The 16675-nt window shown below is 67.6% G+C and carries 19 protein-coding genes and 1 pseudogene; 19 read left to right on the plus strand and 1 reads right to left on the minus strand.

Annotation, left to right across the window (positions count from 1 at the left end):
• Positions 1–76 precede the first annotated feature (76 nt).
• The 13 genes from rpsJ (at position 77) to BN971_RS16010 (ending at position 9045) form a co-directional block, all read left to right on the plus strand.
• Positions 77–382, plus strand: coding sequence for a 30S ribosomal protein S10 (rpsJ, locus tag BN971_RS15950; RefSeq protein WP_085179197.1), 306 nt, complete (start codon positions 77–79; stop codon positions 380–382).
• Between the two features lie 15 nt (positions 383–397).
• Positions 398–1051, plus strand: a complete 654-nt coding sequence (gene rplC, locus BN971_RS15955; protein ID WP_085179196.1) for a 50S ribosomal protein L3 — start codon at positions 398–400, stop codon at positions 1049–1051.
• Positions 1051–1698 carry a 50S ribosomal protein L4 gene (gene rplD, locus BN971_RS15960; RefSeq protein ID WP_085179195.1) on the plus strand — a complete coding sequence of 216 codons (648 nt, stop codon included), beginning with the start codon at positions 1051–1053 and terminating at the stop codon, positions 1696–1698. The genes rplC and rplD overlap by 1 nt, the downstream gene beginning before the upstream one ends.
• Positions 1698–2000 (plus strand): 50S ribosomal protein L23, encoded by a 303-nt coding sequence (rplW, locus tag BN971_RS15965; protein WP_085179194.1) that lies wholly within the window; start codon positions 1698–1700, stop codon positions 1998–2000. Before rplD ends, rplW begins: the two co-directional genes overlap by 1 nt.
• A 29-nt stretch (positions 2001–2029) precedes the next feature.
• Positions 2030–2872, plus strand: coding sequence for a 50S ribosomal protein L2 (rplB, locus tag BN971_RS15970; RefSeq protein ID WP_090350288.1), 843 nt, complete (start codon positions 2030–2032; stop codon positions 2870–2872).
• An 18-nt stretch (positions 2873–2890) separates the two neighbouring features.
• Entirely contained in the window at positions 2891–3172 is a 282-nt protein-coding gene (rpsS, locus tag BN971_RS15975) for a 30S ribosomal protein S19 (RefSeq protein WP_010908582.1), read from the plus strand.
• Entirely contained in the window at positions 3169–3717 is a 549-nt protein-coding gene (gene rplV / locus BN971_RS15980; RefSeq protein WP_085179192.1) for a 50S ribosomal protein L22, read from the plus strand. The genes rpsS and rplV overlap by 4 nt, the downstream gene beginning before the upstream one ends.
• Positions 3717–4478: a 30S ribosomal protein S3 gene (gene rpsC / locus BN971_RS15985; RefSeq protein WP_090350289.1), complete on the plus strand. Its 762-nt coding sequence runs from the start codon at positions 3717–3719 to the stop codon at positions 4476–4478. Before rplV ends, rpsC begins: the two co-directional genes overlap by 1 nt.
• A 3-nt stretch (positions 4479–4481) precedes the next feature.
• Positions 4482–4898, plus strand: a complete 417-nt coding sequence (gene rplP / locus BN971_RS15990) for a 50S ribosomal protein L16 (protein ID WP_085179190.1) — start codon at positions 4482–4484, stop codon at positions 4896–4898.
• Positions 4898–5131, plus strand: a complete 234-nt coding sequence (gene rpmC / locus BN971_RS15995) for a 50S ribosomal protein L29 (RefSeq protein ID WP_085179189.1) — start codon at positions 4898–4900, stop codon at positions 5129–5131. The genes rplP and rpmC overlap by 1 nt, the downstream gene beginning before the upstream one ends.
• Positions 5131–5502, plus strand: a complete 372-nt coding sequence (gene rpsQ, locus BN971_RS16000) for a 30S ribosomal protein S17 (protein ID WP_085179188.1) — start codon at positions 5131–5133, stop codon at positions 5500–5502. Before rpmC ends, rpsQ begins: the two co-directional genes overlap by 1 nt.
• Positions 5503–5608: 106 nt before the next feature.
• Positions 5609–7969 (plus strand): arylsulfatase, encoded by a 2361-nt coding sequence (locus BN971_RS16005; protein WP_085179187.1) that lies wholly within the window; start codon positions 5609–5611, stop codon positions 7967–7969.
• A gap of 128 nt (positions 7970–8097) precedes the next feature.
• A complete protein-coding gene (locus tag BN971_RS16010; protein ID WP_085179186.1) occupies positions 8098–9045 on the plus strand; it encodes a DUF4436 domain-containing protein in 948 nt (315 codons plus the stop codon).
• A 76-nt stretch (positions 9046–9121) separates the two neighbouring features.
• Here BN971_RS16010 and pstS read toward each other — a convergent pair whose 3' ends face one another.
• A complete protein-coding gene (gene pstS / locus BN971_RS16015) occupies positions 9122–10246 on the minus strand; it encodes a phosphate ABC transporter substrate-binding protein PstS (RefSeq protein WP_372511901.1) in 1125 nt (374 codons plus the stop codon).
• Between the two features lie 316 nt (positions 10247–10562).
• Here pstS and BN971_RS16020 point away from each other — a divergent pair, with 316 nt between their 5' ends.
• The 6 genes and pseudogenes from BN971_RS16020 (at position 10563) to BN971_RS16045 (ending at position 16589) form a co-directional block, all read left to right on the plus strand.
• Positions 10563–11510: a DUF4436 domain-containing protein gene (locus BN971_RS16020; RefSeq protein WP_085179184.1), complete on the plus strand. Its 948-nt coding sequence runs from the start codon at positions 10563–10565 to the stop codon at positions 11508–11510.
• 19 nt (positions 11511–11529) lie between these two features.
• Positions 11530–12420 carry a formylglycine-generating enzyme family protein gene (locus BN971_RS16025; protein WP_085179183.1) on the plus strand — a complete coding sequence of 297 codons (891 nt, stop codon included), beginning with the start codon at positions 11530–11532 and terminating at the stop codon, positions 12418–12420.
• A 253-nt stretch (positions 12421–12673) separates the two neighbouring features.
• Positions 12674–13591: a DUF4436 domain-containing protein gene (locus BN971_RS16030; RefSeq protein WP_372511903.1), complete on the plus strand. Its 918-nt coding sequence runs from the start codon at positions 12674–12676 to the stop codon at positions 13589–13591.
• Between the two features lie 96 nt (positions 13592–13687).
• Positions 13688–14824, plus strand: a pseudogene (locus tag BN971_RS16035) (HNH endonuclease signature motif containing protein); the annotation flags it as partial.
• Between the two features lie 44 nt (positions 14825–14868).
• On the plus strand, positions 14869–16251 hold the full coding sequence (locus BN971_RS16040) for a recombinase family protein (RefSeq protein WP_090350291.1): 1383 nt from the start codon (positions 14869–14871) through the stop codon (positions 16249–16251).
• Positions 16248–16589, plus strand: a complete 342-nt coding sequence (locus BN971_RS16045; protein WP_139027117.1) for a hypothetical protein — start codon at positions 16248–16250, stop codon at positions 16587–16589. The genes BN971_RS16040 and BN971_RS16045 overlap by 4 nt, the downstream gene beginning before the upstream one ends.
• Positions 16590–16675: the final 86 nt, after the last annotated feature.

Genomic DNA, 16675 nt, shown 5'->3' on the forward strand with positions numbered 1-16675 from the left:
CCACCCGGGCCGGCTCGACGGCGCGGCGGGGCCCGGTCCGGACACGGACCTCAAGTTCAGTGAGGGTAGGAGAAGCGTGGCGGGACAGAAGATCCGCATCAGGCTCAAGGCCTACGACCATGAGGCCATCGACGCCTCGGCGCGCAAGATCGTCGAGACCGTCGTCCGCACGGGTGCCAGCGTCGTAGGTCCGGTGCCGCTGCCGACCGAGAAAAACATATATTGCGTCATCCGCTCGCCGCACAAGTACAAGGACTCGCGGGAGCACTTCGAGATGCGCACCCACAAGCGTCTGATCGACATCCTCGACCCCACGCCGAAGACGGTCGACGCGCTCATGCGCATCGACCTGCCGGCCAGTGTCGACGTCAACATTCAGTAGGAGCCGACGAGAATCATGGCTAGAAAAGGCATTCTCGGCACCAAGCTGGGCATGACGCAGGTGTTCGACGAGAACAACCGAGTCGTCCCCGTGACGGTCGTCAAGGCCGGGCCGAACGTGGTGACGCGCATCCGCACGCCGGAGCGCGACGGTTACAGCGCCGTGCAGCTCGCCTACGGCGAGATCAGCCCGCGCAAGGTGAACAAGCCGGTGACCGGTCAGTACTCCGCCGCGGGGGTCAACCCACGCCGGCATCTGGCCGAGCTGCGCCTGGACAACCCCGACGCGGCGACCGAATACGAGGTCGGCCAGCAGCTGACGGCGGAGATCTTCGCCGACGGCAGCTACGTCGACGTGACCGGCACCTCCAAGGGCAAGGGCTTCGCCGGGACCATGAAGCGGCACGGCTTTCGCGGCCAGGGCGCCAGCCACGGCGCCCAGGCGGTGCACCGCCGCCCCGGGTCCATCGGCGGCTGCTCCACCCCCGCCCGCGTCTTCAAGGGCACCCGGATGTCCGGTCGGATGGGCAACGACCGGGTGACCGTGCAGAACCTGTTGGTGCACAAGGTCGATACCGAAAACGGCGTGCTGCTGATCAAGGGCGCGGTCCCCGGCCGCACCGGCGGGCTCGTGATGGTGCGCAGCGCGGTCAAACGAGGTGAGAACTAATGGCTCTCAAGATCGACGTCAAGACGCCGGACGGCAAGACCGAGGGCTCGGTCGAATTGCCGGCCGAGTTGTTCGACGCCCCGGCCAACATCGCGCTCATGCACCAGGTGGTCACCGCCCAGCGGGCGGCCGCCCGCCAGGGCACGCACTCGAGCAAGACGCGCGGCGAGGTCAGCGGCGGCGGCCGTAAGCCGTACCGGCAGAAGGGCACCGGGCGCGCCCGCCAGGGCTCGACGCGGGCGCCGCAGTTCACCGGCGGCGGTGTGGTCCACGGCCCCAAGCCGCGCGACTACAGCCAGCGCACTCCCAAGAAGATGATCGCCGCGGCGCTGCGCGGGGCGTTGTCCGACCGCGCCCGCAACGGCCGCATCCACGCGATCACCGAGCTGGTCGCGGGCCAGACCCCGTCGACCAAGAGCGCCAGGGAGTTCCTGGGCACCCTGACCGATCGCAAACAGGTGCTGGTGGTGATCGGCCGCAGCGACGAGACCGGCGTCCGCAGCGTGCGCAACCTGCCCGGCGTGCACGTGCTGACGCCCGACCAGCTCAACACCTACGACGTGCTGCGTTCCGATGACGTGGTGTTCAGCGTCGAGGCGCTGCGCGCCTACATCGCGGCCCACACCGGCGAGGAGGTTTCGGCCTGATGGCGACCATCGCTGACCCGCGCGACATCATCCTCGCGCCCGTCATTTCCGAGAAGTCCTACGGGCTGCTGGACGACAACGTGTACACGTTCGTCGTGCACCCGGACTCGAACAAGACGCAGATCAAGATCGCGGTGGAGAAGATCTTCTCGGTCAAGGTCGCGTCGGTGAACACCGCCAATCGGCAGGGTAAGCGCAAGCGCACCAGGACCGGATTCGGCAGGCGCAAGAGCACCAAACGCGCCATCGTCACCCTGGCCCCGGGCAGCAAGCCGATCGACCTGTTCGGAGCGCCGGCCTAGCCGCGCGCGAGAGAGAGACCTGATAAGACATGGCAATTCGCAAGTACAAGCCGACGACACCGGGTCGTCGCGGCGCCAGCGTGTCCGACTTCGCCGAGATCACCCGCTCGACGCCGGAGAAGTCGTTGGTGCGCCCGCTGCACGGTCACGGCGGCCGCAACGCCCACGGCCGCATCACCACCCGGCACAAGGGCGGCGGCCACAAGCGCGCCTACCGGCTGATCGACTTCCGCCGCAACGACAAGGACGGCGTCAACGCCAAGGTCGCGCACATCGAGTACGACCCGAACCGCACCGCCAACATCGCGCTGCTGCACTTCCTGGACGGCGACAAGCGTTACATCATTGCGCCGCAGGGGCTTTCGCAGGGCGATGTGGTGGAGTCGGGCGCCAACGCCGACATCAAGCCCGGTAACAACCTGCCGTTGCGCAACACCCCCGCCGGTACCGTGGTCCACGCCGTCGAACTGCGGCCGGGCGGTGGCGCCAAGCTCGCCCGGTCGGCCGGGTCGAGCATCCAGTTGCTCGGCAAGGAGGGCAGCTACGCGTCCCTGCGGATGCCCAGCGGGGAGATCCGCCGCGTCGACGTGCGCTGCCGCGCCACCGTCGGCGAGGTCGGCAACGCCGAGCAGGCGAACATCAACTGGGGCAAGGCCGGCCGCATGCGGTGGAAGGGCAAGCGCCCGTCCGTCCGTGGTGTGGTGATGAACCCGGTGGACCACCCGCACGGCGGTGGTGAGGGCAAGACCTCCGGCGGTCGGCACCCGGTCAGCCCCTGGGGCAAGCCGGAGGGTCGCACCCGCCAGCCGAACAAGGCCAGCAACAAACTCATCGTCCGACGTCGCCGCACCGGCAAGAAGCATTCGCGGTAAGAAGTTTCAGGAGCACTCATGCCACGCAGCCTGAAGAAGGGCCCCTTCGTCGACGACCACCTGCTCAAGAAGGTGGACGTCCAGAACGAGAAGAACACCAAGCAGGTGATCAAGACCTGGTCGCGGCGCTCGACGATCATTCCGGACTTCATCGGCCACACCTTCGCCGTCCACGACGGGCGCAAGCACGTTCCGGTTTTCGTCACCGAGGCGATGGTCGGCCACAAGCTCGGTGAGTTCGCGCCGACGCGCACCTTCAAGGGGCACATCAAGGACGACCGGAAGGCCAAACGGCGATGACGACAACGGAATTCCCGTCGGCCTTCCCGACGGCAATGGCCAAGGCGCGGTTCGTGCGGGTGTCGCCGACGAAGGCCCGCCGGGTGATCGACCTGGTGCGGGGCAAGTCGGTGGCCGACGCGCTGGACATCCTGCGCTGGGCGCCGCAAGCCGCCAGCGAGCCGGTGGCCAAGGTGATCGCCAGCGCCGCGGCCAACGCGCAGAACAACGACGGCCTGGACCCCGCGACCCTGGTGGTCGCCACGGTCTACGCCGACGAGGGGCCGACCGCCAAGCGCATCCGGCCGCGCGCCCAGGGGCGTGCCTTCCGGATTCGCCGGCGCACCAGCCACATCACCGTGGTGTTGGAGAGCCGGCCGGTGAAGGATGAGCGGTCGGCGAAGTCGACCAGGGCCCGGCGCGCCGAGGCCAGCAAGGCCGCCGCGAAAGCGCCGGCGAAAAAGGCACCCGCGAACAAGGCGCCCGCCAAGAAGGCGACCGCCAAGAAGGCGGCCCCGAAGGCGGCCGCAGCTGAGGCTTCTGAGGCGAAGGGAGGCTCAGAGTAGTGGGCCAGAAGATCAATCCGCACGGCTTCCGGCTCGGCATCACCACCGACTGGAAGTCCCGCTGGTACGCCGACAAGCAGTACGCCGAGTACGTCAAGGAAGACGTCGCGATCCGTCGGCTGCTGTCCACCGGACTGGAGCGCGCCGGCATCGCCGACGTGGAGATCGAGCGCACCCGCGACCGGGTGCGGGTCGACATCCACACCGCGCGTCCCGGGATCGTGATCGGCCGCCGCGGCACCGAGGCCGACCGGATCCGCGCGGACCTGGAGAAGCTGACCGGCAAGCAGGTGCAGCTGAACATCCTCGAGGTGAAAAACCCCGAGTCCCAGGCACAGTTGGTGGCCCAGGGCGTCGCCGAGCAGCTGAGCAACCGCGTGGCGTTCCGCCGCGCCATGCGCAAGGCGATCCAGTCGGCGATGCGTCAGCCCAACGTCAAGGGCATCCGGGTGCAGTGCTCGGGTCGCCTCGGCGGCGCGGAGATGAGCCGCTCGGAGTTCTACCGCGAGGGCCGGGTGCCGCTGCACACGCTGCGCGCCGACATCGACTACGGCCTGTACGAGGCCAAGACCACCTTCGGGCGGATCGGCGTGAAGGTGTGGATCTACAAGGGCGACATCGTCGGCGGCAAACGGGAATTGGCCGCCGCCGCCCCGGCGGGCGCCGACCGTCCCCGCCGCGAGCGGCCGTCGGAAGAGAGCGCTCCGCCGGCCCCGGCCGACGCGGCCCCTGCCGTCGAACCGCAGAGCACGGAGAGCTGAATCATGTTGATTCCCCGCAAGGTCAAGCACCGCAAGCAGCACCATCCCCGCCAGCGCGGCATCGCCAGCGGTGGCACGGAGGTGAACTTCGGCGACTACGGCATACAGGCCCTCGAGCACGCCTATGTGACCAACCGGCAGATCGAGTCGGCCCGTATCGCGATCAACCGGCACATCAAGCGTGGCGGCAAGGTGTGGATCAACGTCTTTCCCGACCGCCCGCTGACCAAGAAGCCCGCCGAGACCCGGATGGGTTCGGGCAAGGGCTCACCGGAGTGGTGGGTGGTCAACGTGAAGCCGGGCCGGGTGCTGTTCGAGCTGAGCTACCCCAACGAGCAGATCGCCCGGGCGGCGCTGACCCGAGCGATCCACAAGCTGCCGATCAAGGCACGCATCGTGACCCGAGAGGAACAGTTCTGATGGCAGTGGGAATTTCGCCTGGCGAACTGCGTGAGCTCACCGAGGACGAGCTCATCGAGCGCCTGCGCGAGTCGAAGGAGGAGCTGTTCAACCTGCGCTTCCAGATGGCGACGGGGCAGCTGACCAACAACCGCCGGCTGCGCGTCGTGCGCCGCGAGATCGCGCGCGTGTACACGGTGTTGCGGGAACGAGAGCTGGGCCTCGCGTCGGGGCCCGACGGTAAGGAATCGTGATGGCAGAAGCGAAGGCCACCAAAGCCGCGGCCAAGAAGGCCGCCCCGAAACAGGCCGCCACAGACTCGGCCAAGGGTGCCGCCGCCAAGGGGCCCCAGCACACCCCCGCGGCGCCGAGGACGCGCGGCAGGCGCAAGGTGCGCATCGGTTACGTGGTGAGCGACAAGATGCAGAAGACCATCGTGGTCGAGCTGGAAGACCGTGTGCGGCACCCGCTGTACGGCAAGATCATCCGCACCACCACGAAGGTGAAGGCTCACGACGAGAACAGCACCGCCGGCATCGGCGACCGCGTTTCGCTGATGGAGACGCGCCCGCTGTCGGCGACCAAACGCTGGCGGCTCGTCGAGATCCTCGAGAGGGCGAAGTAGCCCACAACAATTCACCCAACGCCCGGGACCTCACGGTCCCGGGCGTTTGTGTTTGGCGCTACGCTGGGCGCGGTCTGGTGCAGCCCCTAAGAGAGTGAGGCCGGCGATGGCGGCGGAGTCGCAAGAATTCAATGGCAAGATCGAACTCGACATTCGGGATTCCGAGCCGGACTGGGGGCCGTACGCCGCGCCGGCGGCGCCCAAGGACGCTCCCAATGTCCTGTATCTGGTCTGGGACGACACCGGCATCGCCACCTGGGACTGCTTCGGCGGGCTGGTCGAGATGCCCACCATGGGCCGCATCGCCGAGCGCGGGGTGCGGCTGTCGCAGTTTCACACCACCGCCCTGTGCTCCCCGACCAGGGCCTCGTTGCTGACCGGTCGCAACGCCACCACCGTGGGGATGGCCACCATCGAAGAGTTCACCGAGGGCTTCCCGAACGCCAACGGGCGCATCCCGGCGGACACCGCCTTGCTCTCCGAGGTGCTGGTCGAGCGGGGTTACAACGCCTATTGCGTCGGCAAGTGGCACCTGACGCCGATCGAGGAATCCAATCTGGCCGCGACGAAGCGGCACTGGCCCACGTCGCGCGGCTTCGAACGGTTCTACGGGTTCATGGGCGGCGAGACGGACCAGTGGTACCCGGACCTGGTGTACGACAACCACCCGGTGAACCCCCCGGGCACACCCGAGGACGGCTACCACCTGTCGAAGGACATCGCCGACAAGACAATCGAATTCATCCGCGACGCCAAGATGATCGCGCCGGACAAGCCGTGGTTCAGCTACGTGTGCCCGGGCGCCGGGCACGCACCCCATCACGTCTTCAAGGAGTGGGCGGACAAGTACGCCGGCCGGTTCGACATGGGCTACGAGCGCTACCGGGAGATCGTGCTGGAGAGGCAGAAGTCGCTGGGGATCGTTCCGCCGGACACCGAACTGTCGCCCGTCAACCCGTATCTCGACGTCAAGGGGCCCGGCGGTGAACCCTGGCCGATGCAGGACACCGTGCGGCCCTGGGATTCCCTCAACGACGACGAGAAGAAACTGTTCAGCCGGATGGCCGAGGTGTTCGCCGGGTTCCTGAGCTACACCGACGCCCAGATCGGCCGGATCCTGGACTACCTCGAAGATTCCGGCCAGCTGGACAACACCATCATCGTGGTGATCTCCGACAACGGCGCCAGCGGCGAGGGCGGGCCGAACGGGTCGGTGAACGAAGGCAAGTTCTTCAACGGCTACATCGACACCGTCGAGGAGAGCATGAAGCTCTTCGATCAGCTCGGTGGGCCGCAGACCTACAACCACTACCCGATCGGCTGGGCGATGGCCTTCAACACGCCCTACAAGCTGTACAAGCGCTACGCCTCACACGAGGGGGGCATCGCCGACACCGCAATCATCTCCTGGCCGAACGGCATTGCCGCGCACGGCGAGGTGCGCGACAACTACGTCAACGTCTGCGACATCACTCCCACCGTGTACGACCTGATGGGTGTCACGCCGCCCGGCACCGTGAAGGGCATCCCGCAAAAGCCCTTAGACGGCGTGAGTTTCAAAGCGGCGCTTGAGGATCCGGGGGCAGACACCGGTAAGCAGACCCAGTTCTACTCCATGCTGGGCACCCGCGGCATCTGGCATCGGGGGTGGTTCGCCAACACCGTGCACGCCGCGTCGCCCGCCGGCTGGTCGCATTTCGACGCCGATCGCTGGGAGCTGTTCCACATCGAGGCCGACCGCAGCCAGTGCCGCGACCTGGCCGGTGAACACCCGGACAAGCTCGAGGAGCTCAAGGCGCTGTGGTTCGCCGAGGCCGACAAGTACAACGGCCTGCCGCTCGGGGATCTCAACATCATCGAAACCATGACCCGGTCGCGGCCGTACCTGGTCGGCGAGCGCGACACCTACACGTACTATCCCGGCTGCTCTGACGTCGGTCTGGGCGCCGCCGCCGAAATTCGCGGCCGCTCCTTCGCGGTGCTGGCGGAGGTGGCCGTGGACACCACCGGGGCCGAAGGCGTGCTGTTCAAGCAGGGCGGGGCCCATGGCGGGCACGTGCTGTTCCTCCAGGACGGGCGGCTGCACTACGCCTACAACTTCCTCGGTGAGCGCGAACAGCTCATCACGTCTTCCGTCCCCGTGCCGTTGGGCGCGCACGTGTTCGGCGTCAGCTATGCGCGCACCGGCACCGTGCAGAACAGCCACACGCCCGTCGGCGAAGCCACGCTATTCATCGATGGGACCGCGGTTGGCTCGTTCGCGGACATGGTCACTCATCCCGGCACGTTCGGGCTCGCCGGCGCGGGCATCACCGTCGGGCGCAACGGCGGATCGGGGGTGTCACGGCGCTTCAAGGCACCGTTCGTTTTCACCGGCGGCACCATCGCCCTGGTCACCGTCGACCTGTCGGGCAAGCCATACGAGGACCTGGAAAAGGACTTTGCCCTTGCCTTTTCGCGCGACTGAGCTCGCTGGTGTCCTCCGCCCGGGGCGACGGGGCAAGGCTCTCGGCGCGACGGCGTGCAAGCGGCCGGGTGAAGAAATCGTCGCTTTGACGGCCCGCCGGTTGTAGCATCTGGCAGCGTGATGACTCAATGACCGCCGGACCGTCGGCCCCGCCCGCCCCGCCTCCCGCGCAGCCCGCGCCGTCCGCGCCGCGAGGACGACAACTGGCGATCGCATTCGGCGTCGTCGTCGCCATCATCGTCATCTACGTCCTGTCGCTGATCGCAGTGCACCTGCTGGCCAAGTCCGCTCCCCCCTTGCCCGCCGTGGACTTCAGCAAGCTCGAGGCCGAGGACAGCGTGGTGCAGGTTCACCTCGAGAAACTTGACACCGTCGCCAACCGCTTGACGGTGAATGTGCTTGTTTACCCGAAAGATTCGCTGTACGACAAGAACTTCGGGGTGCTGACCACGGACGCCGCCGTGCGGCTGTACCCCGACAACGACCTGGGCGACCTGCAGTACCCGGTGGGGAAGGCGCCTGGGCAGGTGAGCACCTCCATCGTCGCGCACGGGGACCCGGGCAACTGGCCGTTCGACTCCTACAGCACCGAAACCATTGCGGCGGACGTGTTCACCGGGACCGGCACGAACCGCGAGAAGTCCCCCGCCCGCGTGGAGGTGACCGGCAAGCTGGACGGCTGGGACGCGACCGCCACCCGCGTCCACGACCCGGACGACGCCAATCCGGACCTGAAGGACAACGTCATCATCACCCTGCACCGGTCCAAGGGCCCGTTGATCTTCGACGTCGGGCTGTGTCTGATCCTGATCGCCCTGCCGATCTTGGCACTGTGGGTGGCCATTCCGATGGTATTGGGCAGGACATCATTTCTGCCGCCGTTCGGGACGTGGTACGCCGGTATGTTGTTCGCGGTGGTTCCCCTGCGCAACTTCTTCCCCGGCTCTCCGCCGCCGGGCTCGTGGGTGGACCAGGCGCTGGTGCTATGGGTGTTGATAGCGCTGGTTGTCGCGATGACGTTGTTCATCTATGCCTGGTGGCGCCAACGAGATCGAAAGACGCCCAAGAAAGCCTGATTTCGGGGTCGGGATCGCCACTAGGCCCGATGGTGGCGACCCGCCTCGCCCGGCTACGCCGCGCTCGCGATCGCCACTAGTCCGGAATCGGTGCGCCCACCGCGCCGATGGCGTCGACGGCGCCGGAGACCCTGGCCTGGAATTCGGGCGACAGCGGGATGTAGCCGTTGCGCGCGAGATCGATCTGGCCGGGCCCGATCGCCGCCTGCAGGAAAGCCTTGACCGCCTTGGCCTCCGCGCTGGGATACCGCGAGCAGACGATCTCGTAGGTGGCCATGACGATCGGGTAGACGTCGGGCTGAGCCGGGTTGTAGAACGACGAGATGTCGAGCACCAGGTTGTTGCCGTCGCCGACGATCTTGGCGCCGGCGATGGTCTTGCCGACCGTATCGTTGCCGATGCGCACGGGCCGCAGCGACCGGCGGCTCGCCGGGGTTTTGATCTCGGCGGCGTAGAGCCCTTGCTGCAGCGCGAACGACAATTCGTTGTAGCTGATCGCACCCTCGGTCGCCTTGACCGCCGCCGAGGTGCCCTTGTTGCCGACGGCGCCGGTGCCGACGCCACCGTTGAACGTCTTGCCCGTGCCCTTGGTCCAGGCGCCCCCGGAAGCGGCCTGCAGATAGGCCTGGAAGTTGTCGGTGGTGCCGGATGCGTCGCTGCGGTAGACGACGTGGATGTCCTCCGCGGGCATGGATGCGTTCAGCGCGGTGAGCGCCGGGTCGTCCCACCGGGTGATGGTGCCGTTGAAGATCTTGGCGAGCGTGGGCCCATCGAGGACCAGGCTGTCGACGGCCTTGAGGTTGTAGGTGATGGCCAGCGGGCCGAACACCACGGGCAGGTTCCAGGCGTCGGCGCCGGCGCACCGCTGCTTGGCGGCCGCGGCTTGATCGCCGTCGAGGGGCACATCCGATCCGCCGAAATCGGTCTTGCCGGCGAGGAAGTCGGCGATCCCGGCGCCCGAGCCGTTCGCGGTGTAGCTGAGGGTCTGCCCGGAGCAGGCCTTGCTGTAGGCCTCGACGAACTTCGTCATCGCATTGACCTGGGCGGTCGAACCGCTGGCGACCAAAGTTTGCTTGCCGCCGCAGTCCACCTTCGCTCCGGCCGTGTACGGCAGGGTCGCATGGGCGTTGCTGCAGGCCGGCAGCGCCAATGCGCCGGCAGTCAGCAGTCGCATAGCGAGCGCTGATCGATTGGGCTTCACGATGGTCGTCTCCTGGGAAGCGGCGCCCGGCACCGGCGGCGGGCATTCGGGGATTCGCGACGCACCCCTACTTAGGCACATGTCGAGAATTACCGCCCGGGGAACAGCAGGCAATGAAACATCAGGTGAACGTATCGGCGTGACCGGATCACGGCGGGCCGGCCCACCGATTTCGCTGCCGCGGGACGGTCGGCGGGCATTTCGGCGGAAAGTGCCTCATCCGCCCTTGGCTTCGCTGTCGTGGCGCGTGGGGGGTCAGTTCGCTACGATCTCCCCGCGAGGGCGCACCGATCGATCCACCCGGAGGTAGCGACAGATGACCCACCAAGCTCCGCCGGCACCGCCGCCCGAGACGCCCCAGACCCCCTCTTCCCCGACGTCCGCGCCCCCAGCGGCGCCGCGGGCGAAGTCCAAGCGGCGTTTGGTCATCGGCCTGGGCATCCTGCTCGCCGTCGTTGTCGTCTACGGCCTGTCACTGTTCGGTTTTCACCTGTTGGCCACGTCCGGGGGACCGCTCAAGGCGCCGGACCTGAACGCGACGAACGACACCGTCGTGCTGGTACGCCTGGAGAAGCTGGATACCGTCGCGAACCGCCTGACGGTGAAAGTGCTTGTCATTCCAGAGGATTCGATGTTCGACAAGCGCCTCGACGTGCTGAAGACCGACACCGCGGTGCGCATGGACCCGCCCAACGACCTCGGGGACCTGCAATACCCGGCCGGGAAGTCGCCGGCGCAGGTTGCCACCACCATCGAGTCGCACGGTGATCCCAACAACTGGCCGTTCGACTCGTACAGCACCGACACCCTCTCGGCCGACGTCCTCGTCGGACAGGGGGATGCACGCCAGTACGTGCCCGCGCGAGTCGAGGTCACCGGGGCATTGGAGGGCTGGGACGTGAGCGTCAAGCGCGTCGGCGAAGCCAGCCAGGAATCGGACCGCCCCGACAACGTGATCATCACCCTGCACCGGGCCAAGGGTCCGCTGATCTTCGATCTCGGGATCTGCCTGGTCCTCTTCGCCCTGCCCGCGCTGGCGTTTGCGGTGGCCATTCAGATCGCCTTGGGCAAGCGAAAATTCGTCCCGCCCTTCGTGACATGGTTCGCCGCGATGCTGTTCGCGGTCATCCCGATCCGTAACTTCCTGCCCGGCTCGCCGCCACCGGGCGCCTGGATCGACCAGGCCCTGGTCATCTGGGTGCTCATCGCGCTGGTCGGGGCGATGGGCCTCTACATGGTCACGTGGTATCGGCAGTCGGAGTGACCGCTCGTACCCTGGTGGGGTGCTCACCGAGCTAGTCGACCTCCCGGGCGGAACATTCCGCATGGGCTCGACCAGCTTCTATCCGGAAGAGGCCCCGATCCACACCGTGACCGTCGGGCCCTTCGCGGTCGAGCGGCACCCGGTGACCAACGCGCAGTTCGCCGAATTCGTCGCCGCCACAGGGTATGTGACCGTCGCCGAGCAGGGCATCGACCCCGCGCTGTACCCGGGTGCGGACCCCGCGGATCTGGTTCCCGGCGCCATGGTCTTCCGCCCGACGTCCGGGCCGGTGGACCTGCGCGACTGGCGCCGGTGGTGGGACTGGGTGCCGGGCGCGAGCTGGCGGCACCCCTTCGGGCCGGAGAGCGACGTCGCCGACCGCGGCGACCATCCCGTGGTGCAGGTCGCCTACCCCGACGCGGCGGCCTACGCGCGCTGGGCCGGGCGGCGGCTGCCCACCGAGGCCGAGTGGGAATACGCGGCCCGCGCGGGAAGCACGACGACCTACGCGTGGGGCGACGAGGCGAATCCCGGTGGCCGGCTGATGGCCAACACCTGGCAGGGCCTCTTCCCGTACCGCAACGACGGGGCGCTCGGCTGGGTCGGAACGTCGCCCGTCGGGACCTTCCCGCCCAACGGGTTTGGTCTGCTCGACATGATCGGCAACGTCTGGGAGTGGACGGTCACCGAGTTTTTCGCGCATCACCGGCTCGCGACGCCGCCGAAGTCGTGCTGCACGCCGACGGGCCCGGCCGATCCGGCCGTCAACCAAGCGCTGAAGGGCGGCTCGCACTTGTGCGCACCGGAGTACTGCCACCGCTACCGTCCGGCGGCGCGCTCGCCCCAGTCGCAGGATTCCGCGACCACCCACATCGGTTTTCGGTGCGTCGCGGGACCGGTTTCGGCCTAGGTGTCCCCGCACGCACCGCCGCGGATGAACGGCCGGTGGCCGACGGGTGACGGGTGACCATATCCACGCGTTGCCGGGGATTTTCGCTGCGCGAGCGGCATCACGGTTAGCTAGCATCTCAACACGTGTCGCCCCGACGAGCCCGATGGCGCCGGCCGGACGCGGTCCGGTGCCGGCAGGCGATCGAGTGCCACGCGACCGCGTGGGGCGGCGACCGGTGACCGCCGAGGTCGGATCGGCTCCGTCGCCGCCGCTGGCCGCGGAAGAGCCGACATCGCCGCCGAGATTGAAGCCGCCAAAGCTGCGCCGCTCGCAAATCGAAATCGGCGTGGCCATTCTGCTGAGCGTCATCATCACCTACGCGCTGTCGCTGCTGGGCATCCACATGCTGCAGAGCGAAGGAACTCCGCTTCCGCCGCTGAACCTGAGCCAGGGCGGGGGGAATGCGACCATCGTGCAGTTGCGGGTCGAGGAGCTGAAGACCGTCGCCAATCGCCTCACGGTGAACGTGCTGGTTTATCCCGGGATCGAGCAGTACGACAACCGTTTCGACGTTCTGGGCAACGACGTCGCGGTGCGCCTGTACCCGACGAACGACCTGGGCGACCTGCAATATCCGAAAGGGCGGGCGCCGGCCCAACTCAGCACCACCATCGAGGCGCACGGCGATCCCCGCAACTGGCCGTTCGACAAGTACAAGACCGAGCCACTCGCGGCCGATGCGTTCGTGGGGTCCGCAGACAACCGAAAGAAGTTGCCCGCCATCGTCCAGGTAACCGGATCGCTGGATGGTTGGCAGCTCAAGGTGGACCATGTCACCAGCGCGCTCCCGACCTCCCGGTCCGCCGACACCGGCGACGTGGTCATCACCCTTGAGCGCGCCGAGGGCCCACTGGTCTTCGACCTGGTGATCTGCCTCGTTCTGGTGGCTTTGCCCACGCTAGCCCTGTTGGTCGCCGTTCCCATGGCGATGGGACGGCGAAAGTTCGTGCCGCCGTTCGGAACCTGGTACGCCGCAATGCTCTTCGCGGTGGTCCCGCTGCGCAACATCCTTCCGGGTGCGCCGCCGCCGGGATCCTGGATCGACCAGGCCGTCGTGCAGTGGGTGCTGATCGCGCTCGTGACGGCGATGAGCCTGTACATCTTCGCCTGGGTCCGGCAGGGGGACTGAACGGCCAGCGTGGATCCGGTGTTCGCTGCCGAACCGGACATGACGTTGGTGTTGGTGCGTGGGGACTTGTCGTACCTGGGTGGCATGATCGCACGCATGTTCGATGATGTTCGGGCGCGGTTCGATGAGCTGATCGAGCGGTGCTATCCGTCGAGGACGGCGGAGTCGGCGGCGTTGGTGGGGCGTATCGGGGTGGCGGCGCGGGTGGAGAATCGGGCGGCGGCTGCGCAGTTGGTGGTGATGGGGGAGTTGTTCGCCTATCGGTTGTCGCGGTGTGCCGAGACCGAGGACTGGGCGATCGACACGATGGAGGCGGTGGCGGCCGAGGTGGCCGCCGAGCTGCGGATCTCCCAGGCGTTGGCGGCCTCGCGGCTGCGGTATGCCCGGGCGCTGCGGGAGCGGCTGCCCAAGGTGGGGGCGGTGTTTTGCGCCGGGGACATCGATTTTCGGTTGTTCGCCACGATCGTGTATCGCACGGATTTGATCGAGGATCCCGAGGTGTTGGCGGCAGTCGATGCACGGTTGGCGGCGAATGTGGGGCGGTGGCCGTCGATGACGCGCCATCGGTTGGCCGGGCAGGTCGACAAGGTGGTGGCCATGCTCGATGCCGATGCGGTGCGCCGGCGGCAGCGGTTGCGCAGCGACCGGGAGGTGGCCCTCGATGATGTGGTGGGCGGGACCTCGCTGATCCGCGGCAGCCTGTTGACCCCCGACGCCCACGCCCTGGACCGGCGGCTGGACGCGCTGGCCGCCACGGTGTGTGCGCATGACCCGCGCACCCGCGCCCAACGCCGCGCGGATGCCCTGGGGGCGCTGGCGGCCGGGGCTGATCGGCTCGGTTGCCGCTGCGGGCGTCCCGATTGCAGTGCGGGTGCCCGTAGACCGGCCTCACCGGTGGTGATTCATGTGATCGCCGAGCAGGCCACGATCGAGGGCAGCGGCACCGCGCCGGGCTCGTTCGTCGGTGCCGACGGCCTGATCACCGCCGACCTGCTCACCGAGCTGGCCGGCTCGGCCAGGCGGGTGCCGCTGGTGCATCCCGGTGATGCCCTGCCCGAGCCGCGCTATACCCCGTCAAAGGCGTTGGCCGAGTTCGTGCGGTGCCGGGATCTGACGTGTCGCTGGCCCGGCTGTGACGTGCCCGCCCATGCTTGCGAGATCGACCACACGATCCCCTACGCCCGCGGTGGGCCCACCCATGCGGGCAACCTCAAGTGCTACTGCTCCACACATTAGCTGCTGGCTAGATAACCCTCAATACCCTACGATAAGTTTTTGTGACCACTGCCCTGTATCTGCGCCAGTCGTTCGACCGCAGCCGCGATGAGGCCGCCATTGACCGCCAGCGCGCCGAATGCCGTGCTCTCGCCGAGCGCAAGGGCTGGAAGAAGCTTGTCGAGTATGTCGACAACGACCGCAGCGCCACCAACGTCAGGAAACCGCGGCCCGCGTATGAGCAGATGCTTGCCGACATGGCGGCCGGGCGCATCACCGCCGTGGTGGCCTGGGACCTCGACCGGCTGCACCGCCGGCCCATCGAGCTGGAGGCGTTCATGCCGCTGGCCGACAGCATGAAAATCAAGCTGGCGACCGTCAGCGGTGAGACTGACCTGTCAACGGCACAGGGGCGCCTGACGGCCCGCATCAAGGGCGACGTGGCCGCCCACGAGTGTGAGCATAAGGCGGCCCGCCAGCGCGCCGCGGCTAAGCAGATGGCCGAGCGCGGCATACCCAAGTGGCCGGTGGTCCCGTTCGGCTACACCGCCGACTGCCAGCCTCACCCGGTGGAGGCCGAGTTGGTCCGCAAGGGCTACGAGACCATCCTGGGCGGTGGCTCACTGTCCGGGCTGGCGCGGGAATGGAACAAAGGCGGCTACTACGGGCGCAACGGCAAGCCCTGGACCGCATCAACCATGTCACTGTTCATCCGCGCACCGCGTAACGCGGCGTTGCGCGCCCATAACAACGTCATCGTCGGACCCGGCACCTGGCCGCCGCTGGTCGACGAAACGACCTGGCGGGCCACGCAATCCCTGCTCGACGACCCGGCCCGCAAGCCGGGACCCAAGACGGTGCGCCGGCATTTCCTGACCGGGGTGCTGCGCTGCGGCAAGTGCGAGGACGGCGGCCGCATCTCGGGCTACCACGGGCCCAAAGGTCAAGAGCGATACCGCTGCTGGAAGTGCTTGGGGGTGGCGATCTCCAAGCCTGAAACCGAAGAGACAATCCGCGGTATTGTGTGCGCCCGCCTGGCCCGACCCGACGCCACGAAGCTGCTCATCGACCGCGACGCGCCCAACCTGGACAAGCTGACCGCCGAGGCCAACACGATCCGCGCCCGCCGTATCGAGCTGGCGACCGTGTTCGCCGATGGGGAGTTGACCGCGGCCGAGTTGCGCGCCGCGCGGGAACGGCTCAACGCCAAACTCGATGCCATCGAGGCCAAGATGTCGGATGCCGCCGCCAAGCGGGTGTTCGCCGACGTTCCGCTCGGAACCGACCGGGTGCAGGCCGCGTTGGACAAGCTCGACCTCGACCGCCAGCGCGTCATCATCAACGTGATGATGACGGCGACGATAATGCCGGTCGGGAAGGGCCACCGCCCCCGCGACGGGGAGCGGTTCGACCCCGAGCGGATTGCGATTGAGTGGCGGCGGTGAGTAATTCCGTGCGGGACAACGAGATTAAGCTTGTGGACGCCGTTGGTCGCACGGTGCTGTCCTTTGTCCAACGCGCCTATTGTGACGACGGGGTGTGGACCTCAGATGAGTGGGGTGTCGCAGTCAAGCCGCGGAGTCGGAAAGCGTTGGCCCATGAGCGGCGCCAGCCGACGGACACCCCGGCCCACTACCTCAAACAGCTTTCCGATGGCAGGGCGGTTCTCGAATTGCCGGGCCTGACGCTGCGGTGGGAGAGGGTGACTCCGGTGCTCGACAAGCTGATTGAGCACGGCGTGCCGACACTCACTATCGACGGGTTACGGGACTGCGTCCGCTAGTACTGCTAGTCTTAGCCTTAGCGTAACGAGCACGCTCCGTATCGTGTAGCTGCCGCACTCCGCGCCGGCTTCTCAGAGCCACCCCC

This window comes from Mycobacterium bohemicum DSM 44277 (assembly GCF_001053185.1).
Lineage (GTDB): Bacteria > Actinomycetota > Actinomycetes > Mycobacteriales > Mycobacteriaceae > Mycobacterium > Mycobacterium bohemicum.